This is a genomic window from Vibrio sp. SCSIO 43136 (genome assembly GCF_023716565.1).
Taxonomy (GTDB): domain Bacteria; phylum Pseudomonadota; class Gammaproteobacteria; order Enterobacterales; family Vibrionaceae; genus Vibrio.
In genome coordinates this window covers 735,310-754,909 of the sequence record NZ_CP071849.1, presented here as the reverse complement: position 1 = coordinate 754,909, position 19,600 = coordinate 735,310, and the positions used below count along the sequence as shown (strand labels likewise).

Annotated in this window: 21 protein-coding genes; 10 read left to right on the top strand and 11 right to left on the bottom strand. The window is 44.5% G+C overall.

What is annotated here, in order from left to right; all coding sequences use genetic code 11:
- Positions 1-35: 35 nt before the first annotated feature.
- A complete protein-coding gene (gene tdh / locus J4N39_RS18130) occupies positions 36-1,067 on the bottom strand; it encodes an L-threonine 3-dehydrogenase (protein WP_252026546.1) in 1,032 nt (343 codons plus the stop codon).
- Complete coding sequence (locus tag J4N39_RS18125) at positions 1,067-2,263, bottom strand: glycine C-acetyltransferase (RefSeq protein WP_252026544.1); 1,197 nt, start codon at positions 2,261-2,263, stop codon at positions 1,067-1,069. The genes tdh and J4N39_RS18125 overlap by 1 nt, the downstream gene beginning before the upstream one ends.
- Before the next feature lie 218 nt (positions 2,264-2,481).
- Between J4N39_RS18125 and J4N39_RS18120 the strand changes: the two genes are divergently transcribed.
- The 5 genes from J4N39_RS18120 (at position 2,482) to J4N39_RS18100 (ending at position 7,215) form a co-directional block, all read left to right on the top strand.
- Entirely contained in the window at positions 2,482-3,393 is a 912-nt protein-coding gene (locus J4N39_RS18120) for a LysR family transcriptional regulator (RefSeq protein ID WP_252026542.1), read from the top strand.
- A 15-nt stretch (positions 3,394-3,408) separates the two neighbouring features.
- Positions 3,409-3,792, top strand: coding sequence for an SMU1112c/YaeR family gloxylase I-like metalloprotein (gloA2, locus tag J4N39_RS18115; protein ID WP_252026539.1), 384 nt, complete (start codon positions 3,409-3,411; stop codon positions 3,790-3,792).
- 357 nt (positions 3,793-4,149) lie between these two features.
- Positions 4,150-5,616, top strand: coding sequence for a methyl-accepting chemotaxis protein (locus tag J4N39_RS18110; RefSeq protein ID WP_252026946.1), 1,467 nt, complete (start codon positions 4,150-4,152; stop codon positions 5,614-5,616).
- Between the two features lie 90 nt (positions 5,617-5,706).
- On the top strand, positions 5,707-6,792 hold the full coding sequence (locus tag J4N39_RS18105; protein WP_252026537.1) for a hypothetical protein: 1,086 nt from the start codon (positions 5,707-5,709) through the stop codon (positions 6,790-6,792).
- Between the two features lie 12 nt (positions 6,793-6,804).
- Entirely contained in the window at positions 6,805-7,215 is a 411-nt protein-coding gene (locus J4N39_RS18100) for a type 2 periplasmic-binding domain-containing protein (RefSeq protein WP_252026535.1), read from the top strand.
- A gap of 63 nt (positions 7,216-7,278) precedes the next feature.
- On the opposite strand, the gene J4N39_RS18095 is transcribed toward J4N39_RS18100, so the two are convergent.
- A complete protein-coding gene (locus tag J4N39_RS18095; protein ID WP_252026533.1) occupies positions 7,279-8,022 on the bottom strand; it encodes a phosphatase in 744 nt (247 codons plus the stop codon).
- 43 nt (positions 8,023-8,065) lie between these two features.
- The gene (locus J4N39_RS18090) at positions 8,066-9,007 is read right to left on the bottom strand and encodes a DMT family transporter (RefSeq protein WP_252026530.1); all 942 of its coding nucleotides are present in this window, start codon (positions 9,005-9,007) and stop codon (positions 8,066-8,068) included.
- 92 nt (positions 9,008-9,099) lie between these two features.
- Between J4N39_RS18090 and J4N39_RS18085 the strand changes: the two genes are divergently transcribed.
- Positions 9,100-9,999, top strand: coding sequence for a LysR substrate-binding domain-containing protein (locus J4N39_RS18085; RefSeq protein ID WP_252026528.1), 900 nt, complete (start codon positions 9,100-9,102; stop codon positions 9,997-9,999).
- Between the two features lie 12 nt (positions 10,000-10,011).
- Positions 10,012-10,332 (top strand): heavy metal-binding domain-containing protein, encoded by a 321-nt coding sequence (locus J4N39_RS18080; RefSeq protein ID WP_252026526.1) that lies wholly within the window; start codon positions 10,012-10,014, stop codon positions 10,330-10,332.
- A 320-nt stretch (positions 10,333-10,652) separates the two neighbouring features.
- Here J4N39_RS18080 and J4N39_RS18075 read toward each other — a convergent pair whose 3' ends face one another.
- The gene (locus tag J4N39_RS18075) at positions 10,653-11,045 is read right to left on the bottom strand and encodes a hypothetical protein (protein ID WP_252026524.1); all 393 of its coding nucleotides are present in this window, start codon (positions 11,043-11,045) and stop codon (positions 10,653-10,655) included.
- A 248-nt stretch (positions 11,046-11,293) separates the two neighbouring features.
- Here J4N39_RS18075 and J4N39_RS18070 point away from each other — a divergent pair, with 248 nt between their 5' ends.
- Complete coding sequence (locus J4N39_RS18070; protein WP_252026522.1) at positions 11,294-11,863, top strand: PhnA domain-containing protein; 570 nt, start codon at positions 11,294-11,296, stop codon at positions 11,861-11,863.
- A 51-nt stretch (positions 11,864-11,914) separates the two neighbouring features.
- Here J4N39_RS18070 and J4N39_RS18065 read toward each other — a convergent pair whose 3' ends face one another.
- Positions 11,915-12,973, bottom strand: a complete 1,059-nt coding sequence (locus J4N39_RS18065; protein WP_252026520.1) for a substrate-binding domain-containing protein — start codon at positions 12,971-12,973, stop codon at positions 11,915-11,917.
- Positions 12,974-13,105: 132 nt separating this feature from the next.
- On the opposite strand from J4N39_RS18065, the gene cscK reads away from it, so the two are divergent.
- On the top strand, positions 13,106-14,026 hold the full coding sequence (cscK, locus tag J4N39_RS18060) for a fructokinase (RefSeq protein ID WP_252026518.1): 921 nt from the start codon (positions 13,106-13,108) through the stop codon (positions 14,024-14,026).
- Between the two features lie 46 nt (positions 14,027-14,072).
- Here cscK and J4N39_RS18055 read toward each other — a convergent pair whose 3' ends face one another.
- From J4N39_RS18055 to J4N39_RS18045, 3 genes are all read right to left on the bottom strand, one after another.
- The gene (locus J4N39_RS18055; RefSeq protein WP_252026516.1) at positions 14,073-15,383 is read right to left on the bottom strand and encodes a dicarboxylate/amino acid:cation symporter; all 1,311 of its coding nucleotides are present in this window, start codon (positions 15,381-15,383) and stop codon (positions 14,073-14,075) included.
- Positions 15,384-15,682: 299 nt separating this feature from the next.
- The gene (locus J4N39_RS18050) at positions 15,683-16,471 is read right to left on the bottom strand and encodes a lipase family protein (RefSeq protein WP_252026515.1); all 789 of its coding nucleotides are present in this window, start codon (positions 16,469-16,471) and stop codon (positions 15,683-15,685) included.
- Positions 16,472-16,623: 152 nt separating this feature from the next.
- Positions 16,624-17,724: a 1-acyl-sn-glycerol-3-phosphate acyltransferase gene (locus J4N39_RS18045; RefSeq protein ID WP_252026513.1), complete on the bottom strand. Its 1,101-nt coding sequence runs from the start codon at positions 17,722-17,724 to the stop codon at positions 16,624-16,626.
- Positions 17,725-17,960: 236 nt separating this feature from the next.
- Here J4N39_RS18045 and J4N39_RS18040 point away from each other — a divergent pair, with 236 nt between their 5' ends.
- On the top strand, positions 17,961-18,569 hold the full coding sequence (locus J4N39_RS18040) for an AraC family transcriptional regulator (RefSeq protein WP_252026511.1): 609 nt from the start codon (positions 17,961-17,963) through the stop codon (positions 18,567-18,569).
- Between the two features lie 18 nt (positions 18,570-18,587).
- On the opposite strand, the gene J4N39_RS18035 is transcribed toward J4N39_RS18040, so the two are convergent.
- Both J4N39_RS18035 and J4N39_RS18030 read right to left on the bottom strand, forming a co-directional pair.
- The gene (locus J4N39_RS18035) at positions 18,588-19,076 is read right to left on the bottom strand and encodes a hypothetical protein (RefSeq protein ID WP_252026509.1); all 489 of its coding nucleotides are present in this window, start codon (positions 19,074-19,076) and stop codon (positions 18,588-18,590) included.
- Positions 19,069-19,590: a nicotinate-nicotinamide nucleotide adenylyltransferase gene (locus tag J4N39_RS18030; protein ID WP_252026507.1), complete on the bottom strand. Its 522-nt coding sequence runs from the start codon at positions 19,588-19,590 to the stop codon at positions 19,069-19,071. The genes J4N39_RS18035 and J4N39_RS18030 overlap by 8 nt, the downstream gene beginning before the upstream one ends.
- Positions 19,591-19,600 lie beyond the last annotated feature (10 nt).

The window sequence follows — 19,600 nt, the reverse complement described above, 5'->3', positions numbered from 1 at the left end:
ACAAAGTAAGGCTTACTACCTTAGACCCAATAGAACTATTCCCAATCAAGTATCACTTTACCAGAAGCCCCGCTACGCATAGCCTCAAAGCCTTTTTCAAAGTCATCAACTTTGAAGTGGTGAGTGATAATTGGCGTCAAATCCAAGCCTGATTGAATCAAAGATGCCATCTTGTACCAAGTCTCGAACATTTCTCGGCCGTAAATGCCTTTGATCACTAGACCTTTGAAGATCACTTGGTTCCAATCAATACCCATGTCCGATGGTGGAATGCCTAGCAGTGCGATACGGCCACCGTGGTTCATTGTTTCTAGCATTGAGCTAAATGCCGATTGAACGCCTGACATTTCTAGGCCAACGTCGAAACCCTCGGTCATACCTAGCTCAGCCATGACTTCTTTTAGGTCTTGCTTAGCAACGTTAACGGCGCGTGTCACGCCCATCTTTTCTGCCAGCTCTAAACGGTATTCGTTTACATCAGTGATAACAACGTGGCGTGCGCCTACGTGTTTTGCTACCGCTGCCGCCATAATGCCGATTGGGCCTGCGCCTGTGATCAATACATCTTCACCCACAAGGTCAAATGACAGCGCTGTGTGTACAGCATTGCCAAACGGGTCAAAAATAGAGGCAAGATCATCTGAGATCTCAGCTGGGATCTTGAAAGCATTGAACGCTGGGATCACTAGGTACTCAGAGAAAGCACCCGTGCGGTTTACACCCACACCAACCGTATTACGGCATAAGTGAGTTCGACCGCCACGGCAGTTACGACAGTGACCACAGGTGATGTGACCTTCGCCTGAGACGCGGTCGCCAATTTCAAAGCCGCGTACTTCTTGGCCAATACCAACCACTTCACCCACGTATTCATGACCTACAACCATAGGTACAGGAATGGTGTTTTGTGACCATTCGTCCCAGTTGTAGATGTGAACGTCAGTACCACAAATCGCTGTCTTTTTAATTTTGATCAGGATGTCATTGTGGCCAAGCTCAGGCTTGTCCACTTCTGTCATCCAAATGCCTTCTTCAGGCTTAAGTTTTGCGAGTGCTTTAATTTTCATTAGCTGATCACTCCCATGTCGGTGCCCACTTCGATAAATACATCGATAGCACGATCTAGTTGTTCACGGCTATGTGCTGCAGACATTTGCGTACGAATACGCGCTTGGCCTTTAGGTACAACAGGGAAAGAGAATCCAACCACATAAATACCTTTCTCTAGTGCACGCTCGGCAAACTCAGCAGCAACTTTTGCATCACCCAGCATGATTGGAATAATGGCATGATCTGCACCAGCTAAGGTAAAGCCAGCTTCACTCATACGAGTACGGAAGTGCGCAGCGTTTTCCCAAAGGTGAGTACGTAGCTCGCCACTTTCTTGGAGCAGATCCAATACACGGATAGAAGCATTAACGATCGCAGGAGCGACAGAGTTAGAGAACAAGTATGGACGAGAGCGTTGACGTAACCAATCAATCACCTCTTTCTTACCAGATGTGTAACCGCCTGATGCGCCACCCATCGCTTTACCAAGAGTACCTGTAATGATATCAATGCGATCAACCACGTCATGGAATTCAGGTGTACCTGCGCCGGTTTCGCCCATGAAACCTACTGCGTGCGAGTCATCGACCATAACCAGTGCATCGTACTTATCAGCAAGGTCACAAATTGCTGGCAGGTTAGCAACCACACCATCCATAGAGAACACACCGTCAGTCACAATCAGCTTGTGACGAGCACCAGCTTCAGTTGCAGCAATAAGTTGTGCTTCTAGCTCAGCCATATCATTGTTTGCGTAGCGGTAACGCATCGCTTTACAAAGACGGACACCATCAATGATTGAGGCGTGGTTAAGTGCATCAGAAATGATTGCGTCTTCTTTACCAAGGATGGTTTCGAACAAACCTGTATTCGCATCGAAACAAGAGGTGTAAAGAATCGTGTCTTCTTTACCTAGGAAGGTAGACAGCTTTTGCTCAAGCTCTTTATGAATATCTTGGGTACCACAGATAAAGCGTACTGACGCCATGCCGAAGCCGTTGCTGTCCATACCTGCTTTGCCTGCTTCAATCAACGCAGGGTGATTCGCCAAGCCTAGGTAGTTATTTGCACAGAAGTTTAATACTTCTTGGCCAGTAGAGATGGCAACCGCCGCTTGCTGTTGTGAAGTGATCACTCGCTCTGATTTGTACAAACCCTCTTGTTTTACTTCTTCAAGCTGGTTCTGAATTTGGTTGTAAAAGGCAGAAGACATATCTCGATCCTTTTTATTGGTTACTTGTGCACCAAGGGTTACAGCCCATTGGTTCTCTATATGATTTAACCAAATACTAATCCATCTATTATGTTTAGATTAGCGCCCTGTTAGGAAAAACATTAATGAATCTAAGGCACAAATAATGATTAAAAGTGCATCAAGTTCACATATTTGACGCTATAATGGGGTTTAATCCAACAAAGCACCTCGATCCTATGCAAGACAACCAACTGATCCCGCTGCTGCCTGATCTCGCCTCATTTATTGTAGTCGTAGATCAAGGCAGTTTTACGGCGGCGGCAAAACAACTCAATGTGACACCATCCGCTTTAAGCAAACTTATCTCGCGACTTGAACAATCACTTTCAGTCAAGCTGTTTGAGCGCACGACAAGACGGCTGCAAATCACCCAAACTGGGCAAAAGATTTACGATCAGAGCTTAGTAATGTTCAATGCCGCTAAACAGGCGGTTGAAATGTCTCAAATGGACCACGATGAAGTATCAGGTTCCATTACCGTAGCGGCACCAGAGGCGTTTCTAAACTCGGTACTTCAGCCTCATATCCTGCCTTTTTTAACTCGCTACCCAGAACTCGAGCTTAAGCTAAGAGCGGTCGATGGGCATATTGACCTTTTCCAACAGCGCATTGACGTGGCTTTTATGCTCACCGATACACCGGATGAAAATTTAATCATGAAGGAAATTAGCAAAACTGATTTAGTTTTGTGTGCCAGTCCTGAGTATGCACAAACCCATGGTTTGCCCACTCATCCACAAGATTTACTTGATCATCAATGTCTGTACCTCGCAGAGCAAAGCAACGATAACCAGTGGGAATTTATTAAGGATGAAGAGCTCCACACCATAGAAGTCAGCGGACGCTACGCCGTCAATCAATCTCAATTACGATTGAAAGGGGTGTTAGATGGCTTAGGCATTGGGATCTTTCATGACTTCGTCATCAAAAACGCACTGACACAAGGCAGCGTGATCCCAGTCCTTGAAGATTGGACCATAAAGAGTAACTATCATGGAGCTGTTGCCATGCAATATGCCCAGACCAAGTACATGCCAGCACGGCTACGGGCTTTTATCGACTACTTCAATGAAAAACTGACCAATTAGAACAAGGAGCTTTCGGTGCTAAAAGGAATTCATCACGTCGCCATTATCGCCTCAGATTATGGGGTATCTAAGCGCTTCTATACTGAAGTGTTGAAGTTGGATATCATTGAGGAAACCTACCGAGAAGCCAGAGATTCCTACAAACTTGATTTACGCCTTCCAGACGGTGCGCAAATAGAACTTTTTTCTTTTCCAAACCCGCCATCACGGCCATCACGCCCAGAAGCTCAGGGACTTCGTCACCTCGCCTTTCAAGTCGACAGCGTCGAACAGTTTAAAGCTTACCTAGAAGCACAAGGTATTGACGTAGAGCCAATTCGCATCGATGAATTAACTGGAAAAGCGTTTACCTTTTTCAAAGACCCAGATGACTTACCTCTAGAGTTGTATCAGGTTTAATTACACCTAAAGCTCAACATCTACAACTTCCAGCTCCCCATCAGCTCCAATTGCAGCTTTTGTGATTGGAGGCGACTTTTTGCGTTTTTAAACTAACTGGTCGGACTTCTATCACAAAAACTACTTCTCCTGCTTTTTAATGTATCAATAGTGCGATTACACTAACTTTAATATCTATAAAAATTAACAAAATAATTACATAGGTTCTTTATGCTGTCGCTGTCTATAAAAAATCGGATAATTGCCCTCTGCCTCATCTCTTTGATTGGTTTTATAAGTGTTGTATATGTTGGTGCTACTGCGCTTAGAGCGAATACCCACCAAGTAAGTGATATCGAAAAAGTGCTCTATCCGGTGATGAACTCAGCGTCGGTAAACCGTGTTCTTATTGAACAACTTGCCGAGAGGTTCAACTTAGCAGTAACCATTGGTGACGAAGAGTTACTCGAGTTAAACAGAGAAACCTTCGACCAAATCATCCAAAACTTTACTCTCCAGAAACAACTGCTCCCAAACCTCACTGACAAAATCACTCCTTTAGAAAAGGGCTCAACCGAGTACTTTGAGCTGGCTTATCGAATTGCACAGGGAATGATCGATGAAGAGATTAGCCTCGGTGAAGCAGGAAAGCTAGCAGCGCAAAGCAACCAGATCCTTAAAACTTTAATTGAAGAAGCTCAGCTATTTAGCGATGCACGAAAAAAGGATTTCGAGATTTCGGTAACAGATCTCGAAGGCAGTAACAAAATGGCGAGTGGCTATATGAATACGCTCAGTGCCGTCGCACTGCTTATTATTGCGTTAGTAGCGTGGATTGTAATTCGCGGCATACGTAAAGACATACGTGCGATTAGCGATAAGATGCATGACATTGCAGAAGGTGACGGTGACCTAACCGCTCGACTGGTACATGAAAGAAATGATGAACTAAAACCGTTGGTCGAAGATTTTAACTCATTCGTCGAACAATTGGCTGGAAACGTTAATAACACCATCTCTAACGTGGGTGATCTGCAAACCATTTCTACAACATTGGTGGATAACAGCCAATCAACCCAGAGCATGTCTGTTGAGCAGCACAATGCAATTGAAGAAGTTTCTCACTCACTCAGTCAGCTTTTTGAATCGGCAAGAAGTGTTTCTCAAAGTGCCAACGACAACTCAGAGTTTGCCAGCAGTGCCAAACAGCAAGCACACCAAGGTGAACAACAAGTTCAAAAAACCATCGACGCCATCAAAGAGCTAACAGGCGACGTAAGAAATGCATCGGATGTGGTTAAACAGCTTGATGAAAGCACACAAAGTGCCGGGTCGATTCTAGATTCAATCAGCGCAATAGCCGAGCAAACCAATTTGCTTGCCCTAAACGCAGCCATTGAAGCGGCTCGTGCTGGAGAGCAAGGACGTGGCTTTGCCGTCGTTGCTGACGAAGTTCGCACCCTAGCCTCACGCACCCAAACCTCTACTCAAGAAATTCAAACCGTTCTTCACCAACTTCAAGAGCAAGCAAAGACCGCTTCTTCCATTATTACTGAAAGTGCCAACAAAGCTGAAAGCTGCGTAGAAACGTCCGTCATTGCCGAAGAGTCCCTACGCAAAATCACCACCGATGTCTCGGAGATCAGCCAAGGCAACAGCATGATCGCCTCTGCTACAGAAGAGCAAGAACAAACATCCGCTAAGCTCGAAGAGTTTCTTAAAGACATTCGAGAAATGGCGCAAGGAACCGCTAATAGCGTTTCTGAAGTTGACGCCGTTGCCCAAAACATCAATCGAATTACCGCCAACCTGTCTGAGCTCAGCAGCAGGTTTAAAGTAAGTTAAAAATACGAAAAAGTGACTTTGCATAGAGTGCTGCTTGCAGCGGCTCGGGGCTTTGTCACGCCTAAAAACAATAAAATAACCGGAGAAACTATGAAAAAGACAGTGGTTGCAGCCCTCGTAGGTTTCGCTTGCACCGCCAATGCGGCGGGCTTGGAAGACATTAGCATCAGCGGATTTGGTTCCGTTGCTATCGGTAAATCAAACAATGATGCAGGATATGCAGGTTATACCAGCGAACGTTTTGATACCAAACGAGGCACCAAAGCGGGTATCCAATTTGATTTCGACATCAATGATGACGCTAAATTTACGACTCAACTGGTCGCAAATGGTCGATACAATTTCGATCCAAGCATCGAAGTGGCTTATGTCACTTACGAATTGGGTCAAGTCACCGCACGTGCAGGTAAGATGCGCACGCCGATCTTCATGTACTCAGACTACCTAGACCTTGGTTACGCCTACCCGATGATCCGTCCATCACAGGAAGTATATGAACATATCATCGTCAACAACTACACAGGCGCTGACCTACTTATCCCATTTGATATCGGCGAAACAACTCTTCAACTACAGCCTCTTGCTGGTATCTCTCAAGTAGAAGAACGTGACTCAACTTATGGTGAGGTAGATTTAAACCAACTATTTGGTTTGACCGCACATTGGTACATTGACGACATTACTCTACGTGGCTCATTTGCGACTGCGCAAAGTAGCTTTTCAGGCAGTGATACAACTGGCCAATTACTACTTGATGACAAGAAAGCCACCTTTGGCTCAATCGGCGCTCAATACGATAACGGCGATGCATTACTTATTGTAGAAGGCATGCAAATGAAACTAGAGGATACCTTCCCTGACGTAAACTCAGTGTTTGCACTAGCGGGCTATCGTATCGATGAGGTGATGCCATATGTCTCTTATGGGTACATTAAGTCAAGCGATGATGATGAACGTGAAAACACTTTATTCCAGTCGTTAAGCTTCCAACGTCAAAGCTATTCGCTGGGCATCCGTTGGGATTTTGCGCAAGCAATGGCTCTTAAAGTCGATGCAACGTATGTAGACTACAAAGACACAACGGGCGGCTTAACAAGCAACCTCAACACGACAACCGGACAGCCTATCTATGACTCTAGCTATGTTTATGGCGCATCACTAGACTTCGTATTCTAAGGAGAGATCACGATGAAAAAGATAATGACACTTCTCGTAGCAGCAACCCTCTCTTTCGGTGCAAACGCTGGCATGGTCGTGATTGGTAACGCTGGTGGCGTAGATTCACTGTCTAAAGCGGATGTGAAAAAGCTATTTATGGGCAAGAAAACCAAGTTGAAAAATGGTACTAAGGCTCAGATTGTCGAGTTAGCTGCAGGCTCAGCAGATAAAGCGGCCTTCCACGACCAAGCGACAGGCCGAAATGATAGCCAGCTTCAATCGGCTTGGTCTCGCTTAGTATTTACAGGTAAAGCAGAAGCGCCCATTGAAGTGGCAGACTTCCCTTCTGTGATTGCAGAGGTCAGCAGTAACCCAGCGGCGATTGGCTATGTTGATGAAGCCAACCTCACAGGCGATGTCAAAGTGCTCTACAAATTTTAACGGCAAAAAGGAGCGAATTTTCGCTCCTTTCTTTTATCTTACCTAATCGATTTGCTTCGCAGGCTATAGCTCTGCGTACTCCTCAATTGGTGCTCGACCACGTAGTTCAAGAAAATCTAGAAACTGTCTCGGCGTATGAGTGATCACTTTATCTGTTGGTATGTTTACTTTATTAAGTAGCCCAGACACAAGAGATAACCTCCCTAAATCATGGCAGAAATGTGCATCAGAACCCGTAGTAATAAAGGCACCGAGCGCTTTTGCTGTCAGAGCTATTTCTTCGCATCGTGTCACGCTTCCCACACGACTGTTGCCTGTGAGCGAAGTGTTATTTAGCTCTATCGCGACATTGTGTTTAACCGCTTCAGCTATCACTAACTCGTAATCGAAGTCAAAATTCGGGTTACCCAAATGACCTAATGCATCGACTCGGCCCGATTGAATCACATTGATCAGGGTTTCCGTATGAGTTTCTTTATTGGCAGGGCGGTACACAGGCTCATGAAAGCTCGCAATCACCCAGTCGAGGTTACGATCCACGGATGGATGCAAGTCGATTTCACCTTCGATATTAAGAATATTGGTCTCAGCACCACGAATAACAGCAACACCTTCTAAAAATCGCGGCAGCACTCGTTGGTTGCTAAAGAACCAATAATGCGGTGCGCCTGGCATGGAATCGGTATGGTCTGTCGTGCAAAACATCTTAAGCCCATTTTCCTTCGCTGATTTTGCGTTCTCTATCAACGTACTATAAGCATGCCCACTCGCATAAGTATGAGTATGGGTATCGACCAACAACTGCATCCTGTGTCCTTTGTTCTTATTTATCATTAGGACAGAGAGTATATCACTGCCGTTTTTCTACAGGTGAATTATTGTTTACATTGAGTTGAAATCGAAATGATAGCTTTCCCCAAAAGGTGTTGATTAATGTCGCTGAAACGATGATTGCAAGGCCCAGATATTTTTGTGGTGTCAGCGTTTCATCAAATAGCAGCCATTGCCAAATGAGCGAGAAAACTAGATTGGTATAAATCAGTGGGGCGAGCGCTGAACCACTGCTCACTAAACGATAGGCTTTAGAGCGACATAGTTGGGTGTTAATGATCATTAATGTCATTGTAAAAGCCATAATCCAGATAAAGCTGTGCTCAAATGGAAAGTCCAGCAAGAGTGAATCCCCGCTAGGTAGCTCAAGTATCATTAGCATCGGTGACATTAACACCGCTGCAATTAGGAAGCACCAAAAGTTAATCGCAACACTACTGAGCTGGTATTGACTAGCACGAAATAGGCTCACCTGAGATCCTGCATTAAATACACCCGCCAGAAGGCCCAGCAATAACTCAGGTTTCAACTCAACTGTCCTCACGTCCCCAGCAAGAAATAACACCCCGACAAAGGTCAGGAATAAACACCCAAGTGTTACCGCTTTGACCTGATTGCCAAATATCACTTTTTCTAACACTGGCATAAACAGAGGCCCAGTACTAAACAAGACAATACTTTCCACAAGAGTGAGTTCGCCGATGGCATGAATAAAACAGACTTGGCACGAGGCAAGGCATGCTGCCCGAATCATCAAGGTGCGCCACATTCCTGCTTGAGGCAGAGATATCCTGTTGAGAACCATGGGTAAGATGAGCACCAACGCGGGCAAGATAAATCGAATGAAAGCATGAAGCTGAGTGCTCATTTCCTCACTGAGAAACTTTGCGAACACCCCTGTTAGTGAAAGGCTCAAGGTGGACGCTAACATCAGCATCGTTGCGATAAAATTATTGGACATACTGCACTCCTTAATCTGTTTTAAATTCTAGATCGCAGTTGCACAAAAAAATATCGACTATAGTTAACGCATTCTGTTAAAAAAACTTACATATGAATATTCCATTAAAATCTCTGTACGCTTTCGTCGCCGTGGCAGAAACTGGGAGCATGACCGAAGCTGCAAAGTGGCTTAATGTGAGCCACTCTGCCGTAAGCCAATCGATCAAGACGCTAGAGCAGTATCTTGCGCAGCCGCTGTTTGTGCGTTCGGGTCGCAATGTTACCCTCAGTGCCAAAGGACAAGCCTATTATAAGAAGGTTGCCCCTGCACTTGAGCAAATATCAGATGCCACCAGTTTAATGCGTCAGCAACATACCAGTAACCGACTGACCTTAAACATGATCACCTCACTTGCCATGCACTGGTGGATACCTCGCATGTCCGACTTTCAAGCATTCGCCCCTGAGATCGATATACGGGTTTCAAACCTCGTCGGCAGTTTTGACATGGAGCAACAAGGCATTGACGCCGCCATCATCCATGGACACCCTAATGACTGGCAAGACTACTACTGTGAAAAACTGAGTGACGATGAATTGATTCTTGTCGCCAGCCCGGACATTGCAGATGCAAGAATGAGATTAGAAGATGTTTTGCGTCGACTGCCTGCTATTTTTATCAATAATCCAAGACGAAAAGCAGATTGGGATATTTGGTGCTCCAACAAATCGCTTACCGTACCTAAAGTGCAAAAGAGTCTAAACTTTTCTACCTCAGTGCAAGGTGTCCATGCGGCCATTCGTAAACTAGGCATCTTGGTCACCCACCGCCAGTTTGTAAGAGATGACATTGCGAGTGGTTTGCTGGTTGAATTGGGTAGCCCTGTCACCAACCCTGAACATGATTTTTATTTTGCATGCGCCCCTCGCCTGCTTAAATCCGAATCTGTACTCAAGCTAAGAAACTGGCTGAGAACCGAGTTCTCTGCAAATGCAGCCCCGATCGATTAACAAGGAAATATTATGATTGTAACTACGACTCAAAGCGTTGATGGCAAGAAAATCACTCAATACAAAGGTGTTATAGCGGGTGAAGCCATACTTGGTGCGAATGTATTCAAAGACCTGTTTGCCGGGCTGCGAGATATTGTTGGTGGTCGCTCTGCCACTTACGAAGCTGAACTGCAAAGAGCTCGAGAGATTGCGCTTAACGAGTTGGCACAAAAAGCACTAGAGCTAGGTGCCAACGCTGTGGTTGGCGTAGATATCGATTACGAAGTGCTTGGTTCAAATAACGGTATGTTGATGGTTTCAGCAAGTGGTACCGCAGTGGTAGTTGCATAAAGATAAAAAAGTGCCGCCCTTTTGGGCGGCAACGAAAGTAAGCGTTAGGTTAGTTTGTGGAACTACTGATTCACCTACCCTCTGAGCTTTTCGAACCGTAACCAACTGAGTTAACAGTATTAAAAAACTCATCATGACCGAAATTCTCTCTCGGTACTGTGTTATTTCCTTAAATGATAACAAGCTATCATTCTGTTTCTAGAGATAAGATTATGTATTCTCTGATAGTTGCAGGCCTTTTACACTTAATGTGATGCAGATCTAACTTTGTAGCCCCAAAAGAAACCGTTGCAGAAAACTCATACTTTTAGTCTAGATGATTATTCTTCAATTTGTACTTCTTTATTAATTTTATGTTGCTTTATCGATACCGTAGTCAGCCCTAGTAAACCACCAATTAGAGTCAAAGCCAGTGGTAGGAAAGTCTGCTGATAAGCCACTTCGTGATAGCTCTCTGGATAGACAGCGTATTGCAGCAGGTAACTAGCCATTGCAGCACCAAGCAAAAATGTTCCAAATGCGATTGGTAATTTATGGTTCGGTGCCATTGAGTAGCCAACCCAAACTACAGTAAATGCAGATACAAACCCTGCGATAAGCTCACCCCAAACACCAACTATGTCAGCGACAATAAAACCTGCAAACATGGCAACATACCAACTCACCACGATGGCAGGTATTAGTAAAACGTAGCGAATCAAATTTCGAGACATGAAGATTCCTTAATGAACTAAACTGAGTGCAAGATAAACGATAATCTTATCGATTGTACTATAGGAAAGTCAGATTTAGGTAAATTTAACTTCCACTTATAACAGGTATGTAACTGTATCGTGCTGTTATTGTTAAGTTTAGAGTAGTATTTAAGGTCTAACCAATAAATTTTGCAATAGGCTTTAAATCCCACTGAGAAAGTGGATAATACTCGCCCATTATTACTCATAAATAAGTGAGACTCGCTATGTCTACTGAAGCAACTATGCTTGCGCGCTGTGATTCAAAATGTGAACTATGTGGCGCAGAAACTTCCCTAACTCCGTTTGCTGTCTTCCCACATACTAACGTAACAGTTGATCACGCAATCATGCTTTGCGATACCTGTCTTGATCAGGCAGAAGATGCAGACAAGATGGACGTGAACCACTGGCGTTGTCTAAACGACAGCATGTGGAGCCAAGTTGAACCAGTACAAGTAATGGCATGGCGTCAACTGACTCGCTTAACAGGTAAAGGCGAGACTTGGGCACAAGACCTTCTAGATATGATGTACATGGAAGAAGAAACCATGACTTGGGCAATGAAAGGCATGTCTGCTGATGATAAACACCTAGATTTCAACGGCGTTGAGCTGAAAAAAGGTGACGACGTAACTATCATCAAAGACCTTCCAGTAAAAGGCTCTTCTATGGTGGTTAAGCAAGGTACTGTGGTACGTGGTATCGGCCTTGCAAAAGATGACCCAGCACTGTTCTCTGGCAAAGTTGAAGGCCGAGATATCTGGCTTCGTTGCGAATTCTGCCGTAAGAAGTAATTGATCTGATTTAAAAAAGGCGCTCATTGAGCGCCTTTTTTGTATTTATAACTATTTAGACCGATAGTGGATCTTAGCATCTACCGTGATTAGCTTGGGTTCTGCTAAATTATCTATCTCATCTGACAGAGCATTAAATACCTTTAAAGCGATTGATTCACAATTCTGCTCTACAGAATCAATCTTCCACTCCAAGCAATCAAGAATCGAATAGTTATCAAAAGTCGCCACTTTAACTTGTTGTTTATCGAGCTCTGGATGTTGTACAAAGTACTTCATTACTCCTTCGAGCAAAGAGTAAGAGCCAGTAAAAATCGCCTCTGGCAACCTCCCTAACTCTTCCACGCATGCCTTCATCTGCTGATAGCCTGAGTCAGGATGATAATTCCCGTGAGAAACCCTATTGGTCTCAAGGGACATACCTTGATTCTTTAATGCCGATTGAAAACCTGCCAAACGTGCTTTACTGGGAGACAGTTCCGTTTGGCCGCCAAAGTAAACACACTCTTGCCTGCCTTGTACAAGTTTAGTCACTAATTGCTCAACACTTTGTTTGGTATCGGTCACCACAAAGGTTGCTGCATCATAAGCAAATTGGCGGTCAAAAAATACGGTTGGCGTATCTTGCGTGATAGTGGAGTAAAAATGCGCATCAAGGTGACAGCTGGCAACCATCAGACCGTCTACTTGGCGAGAAATCAGATTGTTTACCGCATTTTTCTCAGTATCAATATCATCTTCAGTAGACGCTATAAGCAGTTGGTAACCCTGTTGTAGACAGAGTTTCTCTAAATGATGAGCGATAGTGGCAAAACCCATATTGGTAAGATCAGGGATCACTAACCCATAGGTAAGCGTACGCTTGGACTTGAGTGCCCTAGCGTAAAGACTCGGTGCATACTGATACTCTTCTACCACTCGACGAACTTTCTCGACCGTATCTGGCGCTATACGATGTTTCTGCGCATGCCCATTGAGCACAAAACTGACCGTGGATTTCGAAACCCCAGCAAGCTGGGCAATATCGGCAAGCTTGAGCTTTTTACCGTTGGCCTTGTCCCGCTCCCCTTTTCCGTTTTCCCTTTTACCTTCTACTTTGCGATTTACCACTCTCTACCCTTTTATAAACCGTGCTTTTGATCAAACTTTCAGCGCTAACTACTATACCTCAAAACACTCCTGATTGCTTTGCTAAACCGTTTTAGTAAACTATCTTAAACCAAATTAGTTGAGGTAATTCTAATGAGCAAAGTATGGGTAACTGGTGATGCGGTAGTAGACTTGATCCCAGATACGAAGACCACTTATCTAAAATGTCCTGGCGGTGCGCCTGCAAATGTCGCTGTCGCTATCGCTCGTTTAGCTGGTGAGGTTGGGTTCTTTGGACGCGTTGGGCTCGACCCGCTAGGGCGATTTATGCTGCAAACACTCAACAATGAAAATGTAAATACTGACAACCTGTTGCTAGACGAAGCACAGCGCACTTCCACTGTTATCGTTGACCTTGACGATCAAGGTGAACGCAGCTTTACCTTTATGGTTAAGCCAAGTGCTGACCAATTTACGCAACCAAGTGATATTCCGACCTTTATTCCAGGTGAATGGCTACACGTCTGTTCTATCGCGTTAGCCAATGAACCGAGTCGCTCAACCACTCTAGAAGCGATGAAACGCATCAAGAATGCTGGCGGTTATGTTAGCTTTGACCCTAATCTACGCGATGAAGTTTGGGCCGACCGATCTGAAATCATTCCGGTAGTAAACCAAGCTCTGAAACTCGCCGATGTAGTCAAATTTTCTGACGACGAACTGATGTTCCTAACTCAAACCGGGTCTCTGGAAGCTGGTCTTGAAGCAATTAAAGCAAATAGCACACCTCTAGTACTTGTCACTCAAGGTGCTAAAGGAGCATTGGTCGTTACTAGCAAAAAGCAACAACTGGTCAGTGGTAAAGCCATCAAAGCTGTTGATACCACAGGTGCAGGAGATGCTTTTGTTGGTGGTCTATTAGCTCGACTTTCAACCCTCAAAAATTGGCAAGAATGGGATCAAATCCTAACGGCGGTCAGCTGGGCAAATGCGTGTGGTGCTTTGGCAACCACCCAAAAAGGGGCGATGACCGCTCTACCCGATGCCAAACAACTGGCGGAGTACATCGCATAAAAAAGAGGCTCGCAACATTGCGAGCCTCTTTTCATCACTTCAATCACTAAGATTGCTGACTATAAGAAAGATGGACCTCTTCTTCCTTTTCGCCCGCCTTCGGGTCAGCGAAACGAGCTTCGTCTAGGTCACCTTCAGATTTCGCAACAATCACACTAACAGCACTATCACCCGTGATGTTAACCGCTGTTCGGATCATATCTAGTAGACGGTCAACACCCATGATAAGTGCAATACCTTCTAGTGGCAGGCCAACTTGACCAAGTACCATCGCTAGCATAACCAAACCTACACCCGGAACACCCGCTGTACCAATTGAGGCCAGTGTCGCAGTGAAGATCACCGTCAAGTAATCCCCCATGGTCAGGTCGATATTAAATGCCTGAGCAATGAACGCTGTCGCTACACCTTGCATGATCGCAGTACCATCCATATTCACTGTAGCACCAAGCGGTACAGTGAATGATGCAACGCGGTTTTTCACGCCTAAACGGTTCTTTACTGTTTCAAGTGTGACCGGGATGGTCGCATTTGAAGACGCGGTAGAAAAAGCAAACATAATGGCGTCTTCCATTTTGCGTAAGAACACAATTGGATTCAGACCTGTGAACACCTTCAGCAAGATGCTGTAAGTGATTAGACCGTGGATCATTAACGTCGCAGCCAGAACAACAAAATACTCAGCAAGATTAACGATGGCGTCTAGACCAAGACCTGTGAACAGTTTTGCCATCAGACAGAACACACCATAAGGCGCTAGGTTCATCAGCAATGCCACCAGCTTCATGATGACTTCGTTAAGGTCTTCAAAGATCGCAGCAATGCGCTCACCTGGTTTGCCCGCCGCACTGATTGCAATACCAAATAGAACGGCAAACACGATCACTTGAAGTGTCTTACCTTCAGCCATTGCGCTAATAGGGTTGGTCGGGAACATACCAACAATCACTTCACCAAGTGATGGTGCTGTCGCAGATTGGAAACTACTTGCTGCGGTTAGATCTGCACCTGCTCCTGGTTGGAATACAGTGCCCATTGTTAGCGCTAAAGTAATCGCAACCGCCGTGGTAATTAAATAGAAACTTAGCGTTTTACCACCAAGACGACCCAGCGTCGTTATATCTTTGAGAGAACTGGTACCGCAGACCAGTGATACAAATACAAGTGGGACCACTAGCATCTTCAAGCTAGCGATGAAGATTTGTCCCCCTACATCCAATAAACCGTTGACGATATATGCATCAACAAATCCATTTTCAGCAAACAGAGTTCGAATCGCAAACCCCGTAAAAATGCCTAACACCATACCTAAAATTACGCGGCCGGTCAGAGACATTGGCTTCTTGGTATTCTTCATGAACACTCCTTATTTATGCACTTTGACATCTTTTCAAAGCGCCAAGGAGATTAGCAGCGCAACACAAGGAAACTGAAATAAAATTTCTTGTACAAATCAATTACGTGACATAAATCACTATGAAACCCGCAACTTACAACACGAATGCAACACAAGGAAAACACCATGCAAAACATAACCCACAAAATTTTACTCTGCTTGGCTCCATTTTCGCCAAGGAGAATTCTCTAGCGACAAACTTCATTATGCATCATGTAACTTAATTACAAATGTCGCAAAGTAAATAGCCACAACAAAGGTTAACGCTCATCAAAAAAATCCTTGTTGCGTATATATTTACTCATCAAGTGATACGAGAATGGGCGGATGATCCAGCTCAAGATTGATCGCGAAAATCTCATCCAAGGCGGTGTATTTTCATAGATACGTCCATTGTATAGCCATAACATTTTACCCACATGCCAATAGAAAAGCGGTAAAGGCGGCATGAAAGTGACGATATCTAGATCGCAACAGATTCGGTACGTTCGCCTGAACAGACGATAACGACGCCGATAGCGCCAATCTCCCGCTGCTGGTGCACCAAAGGTAACAACTCTTTTAATCGCTCCGGGATAATTGAGCTCTATATAATCGGCGATCACAGTCCCTATTGCTCCACCAGATGAGTGGCCAGTGATGGAAACACGTTTTCCCTCTTCTATTAGAGGCTTAAGAATGGCTTCGGTACGTTCAATGACAGTTAAGCCTAATTGATCGTTTTTATGGGCAGGTAAGCTTTCTTGGGTAAGCAGGAAATGAAAACCTCTATGAATGGCATAGTGTAAGCCGAAGTTCTTAGCCGACTTGGGCCACAGGACCAAGTTAAGTAACCAATCAGCTAGATTGTGAGAACCTTTAATCACCACAATCACTTCTTCTTGATCGATGCTCCACAAGATCCTCATCAAAACCTTGCCGTAGCGATTGTTAACGATGCGCTGCCCTGTCGGGTCAAATCCATAGCGGGTTTGTTTAAACACTCGGTGGTAGGCTAACTCGCATAACACCGCATAACGCTCATATTGATATCGTTTTAACTTTTTCAAACCACTGCATAAAGTTAGCCAAGATTCTCAACAGCATGCGTTGCCTTTGTTAAACAGCGATTACAACGACTCATTGTTACCCAAGTTCGTGATACGATCATAAAAAAAGGGTGATGGAAAAACCATCACCCTTTTTTACCGTCTTGTTTATATTAGGCTTTATTTCGAACCGGGTTAGCGTACATTTCGGTTAAGAAAGAATGCGCACCTTCTGGTAATTCGGTCAGTTTCTGCTTCAATGTATTGCTCGCAGACTCTTCCTCAACCTTCAAACCAGCAGCGTATTGGTTAATCGGGTAGATCTTGTAGTTATCGTGAATTTGACGATCAAGCTCTGTCGCCAGCGCTTCTGGGGTTTCAAAGTCTTGGTCAATCACGTCGCCAAATGCAACATGCACACGACCTTTGTAGCCAATGATCCCTTGAATAATGCTCTCAATGTCCTCGAATTCGCCTTTTTCATAAGTTCCTGAGCTTTGTTTTTCAAACAGCTCTTTAGCCTTAGCGATATCGCATGGATCATTTTCGTATGAGATAGAGACTGGCACGATTTTAAGCGAGCGGATGTACTCGGCAAAAGGTACTTTCTGCTTACGACCCTCAACATGGAACATCTTTAGAATTGCTGGATCGGTTTGGTCATTGCCATCTTTAGCTCGGCCTTCTTTTTGCGCAATCCAGATGGAATGTCCGTCTTCGAGTGAATGCTTAATATATCCAGACAGCTGCGCTAGCGCTTTCATCATTTCGCGCGGGCCCTTTGCACCACGTTTCACGATAAAGCTCTTGTTGATTCGCATCAGTTCAGTCGCACACGCTTTTTTAAGTAGATTGTCACCAATCGCAATGCGAGAGGTTTTGTGGCCTGCGTTATGCAATCCCCAGTTGACTAATGCTGGGTCCATTGCGATATCACGATGGTTTGACACAAACAGGTAAGTACTGTTTTTGTCGAGGTTTTCAAGGCCAGTAAAGGTAACGCCATCCGTGGTTTGTTTGACTAATTTAGCTAGGTATTTTTCAATCTCACGTTGAATAGATTCTACCGTGGTAAATTTAGCCCACTTAAACTTGAGATAAACTTTAACGATTGGGCCAACCAGCGCTTTAAACCAGCCAGCTCGATTGTGAAATCGGTGAGAAAGAATAGCATCAATGAACTCTTCGTCATTGATCAGGCGCTCAATAGCCCCTGGGATTTCACTGTCATTGTATGGGCGAATGTCGTGGTAAATATCGTTATTGTCAGTCATTTAAATTGTCATATCCGTAAAAATCGCGCTTATTCTACGCATTGTTGCGTCAATACACACTCTCCAAAGCCGCATAGTTTGCAAGGTCAGACCAGCGATTGAGGTCGAAACTATACCACCCTTTATGACACTTACTTGAAAATCATCCGAATTTTGACTAAACCCTCACAACCCAATTGGCATTTGGAAAGTGAACCGTTATTCTAGTCAACAGCATTCTAATTCGAGCAATATCAATGAATTTGGCAGTTGAATTTCAACAAGACTCTCTACCTTTTCTCGTATCAACTCCGAGAAAGAAACTGAATAAGCATTCTCTTATTCTTGTCGATAAGGGCATGTTACTGGTCCGCCTAGGCAAAAATGAATACGTCGTTGAGCCGGGCGATAGTGTTTGGCTTCCTTTTGACTGCTTAACATCGTTAACTTTTCTTCCGGGTACGCAAACCACCCGAGTGGATTTTTCAGTGCGCCTGAAAGATGAGTTTAAGACCCAAGCAGGGTATGTGACCTTACCGGATGTCACCCAAGCAATCTTAACCAAACTTGCGACACAAAAGGTCGCAGATACACACCTCCATAATTTGTTGAATGTAGTAAGAGACGAAGTTACCCAACTGCGCCCTCTTCTAGAGATGTCCCCTCTTAGTCAGCAGATCACTCAGTGGAGCCCTGACAATGACAGCGGATTAAGTAAAGAGATGCTGCTGATGCTAAGCCTACGTGAAGCGAAAAAGCGCATGCAATCAGGTGGAAGGCGAGATGCCGTGATTGAAGAATTTTTTGGTGGTTGTACCGAAGAGTTCGAGCAGTTATCTATGATGGTCATGGGAGAGGCGCTTTAAGCGCCTCTTTTTGTCGGCTTAGAACGGTACTTCAAGTTGGACGGAAAAGTTAGGATCAAAGTCTTTGTGCCACTGGTAATCAATTCGCATTCGAGGCTCATTGCCGTTTTGCTCACCTAATCCAAGGCTAAACTGAACACCGTGAGCTTGCAGGTACTCTTGATAACTCATGCCCTCAATTTCTTCATCGAACTGAGAAGGCATCCAAACACCTAATCCAAAGTAGTTTTTACTATCGAGCTGCTGGGTCAGTAATGGGTCAGAGCTTTCATTGATTGACCACTGTTTCCAGTAATCATTATTGAGAGAGTTTTTTGCGACAGACGAGCTGATAGAAAACAGACCTTCTTTCAAGTTATCGAGTTCTTCTACCACTTTGTGGCAAAAACTCTGTTCTGCTTTCTCCAGCAAAACCACTGATGAAGGTTGTTCAAAAGGGTTACAAGCAAGTGCTTTTGCCATCCATAGCAGGCTAAGTACCAGTGCAATACTGGCTGCTTTAATCATCACGGTAAACTTGGTTCTCTTCCAAATAAGCTGAAATCGAAGGTGTCGTTAGATCCTTTATCGCTTTTCCTTGCGCTAAATGTTCTCTAATCATAGTGCTTCGAACCTTCACTCGTTCAGGGCAAGCCATCACATTCCACAGTTCGGCTATTTCTTCTGCCCGATAAAACTGAGCGAACTTAAATAAGTTATCAGGTCCAACCACAAATGTCAGGTCACTGTTAGGGTTTTCTATAGCAAGGCGCTGTAAAACTGCGTATGTGGTCACACTTTGATCCGGTTGATACAAAGCCTCTTCGATACGACTGAGCTCGAGATTAGGTAGTGCTAAATCTTGGATAAACAGCTGCACCATGTCGCAGCGTTGTTCGTAGTCCAACATCTTCTTACCCCAAGCGTGAGCCAAACTTGGCACCAACAAAACTCGATCAAAATGAGCTAATGAAGAAAGAACTGACGCATGACCCAAACTCGGTGGGTTAAATGCACTACCAAATACTGCAATTTTTTCCATTCGTATAATA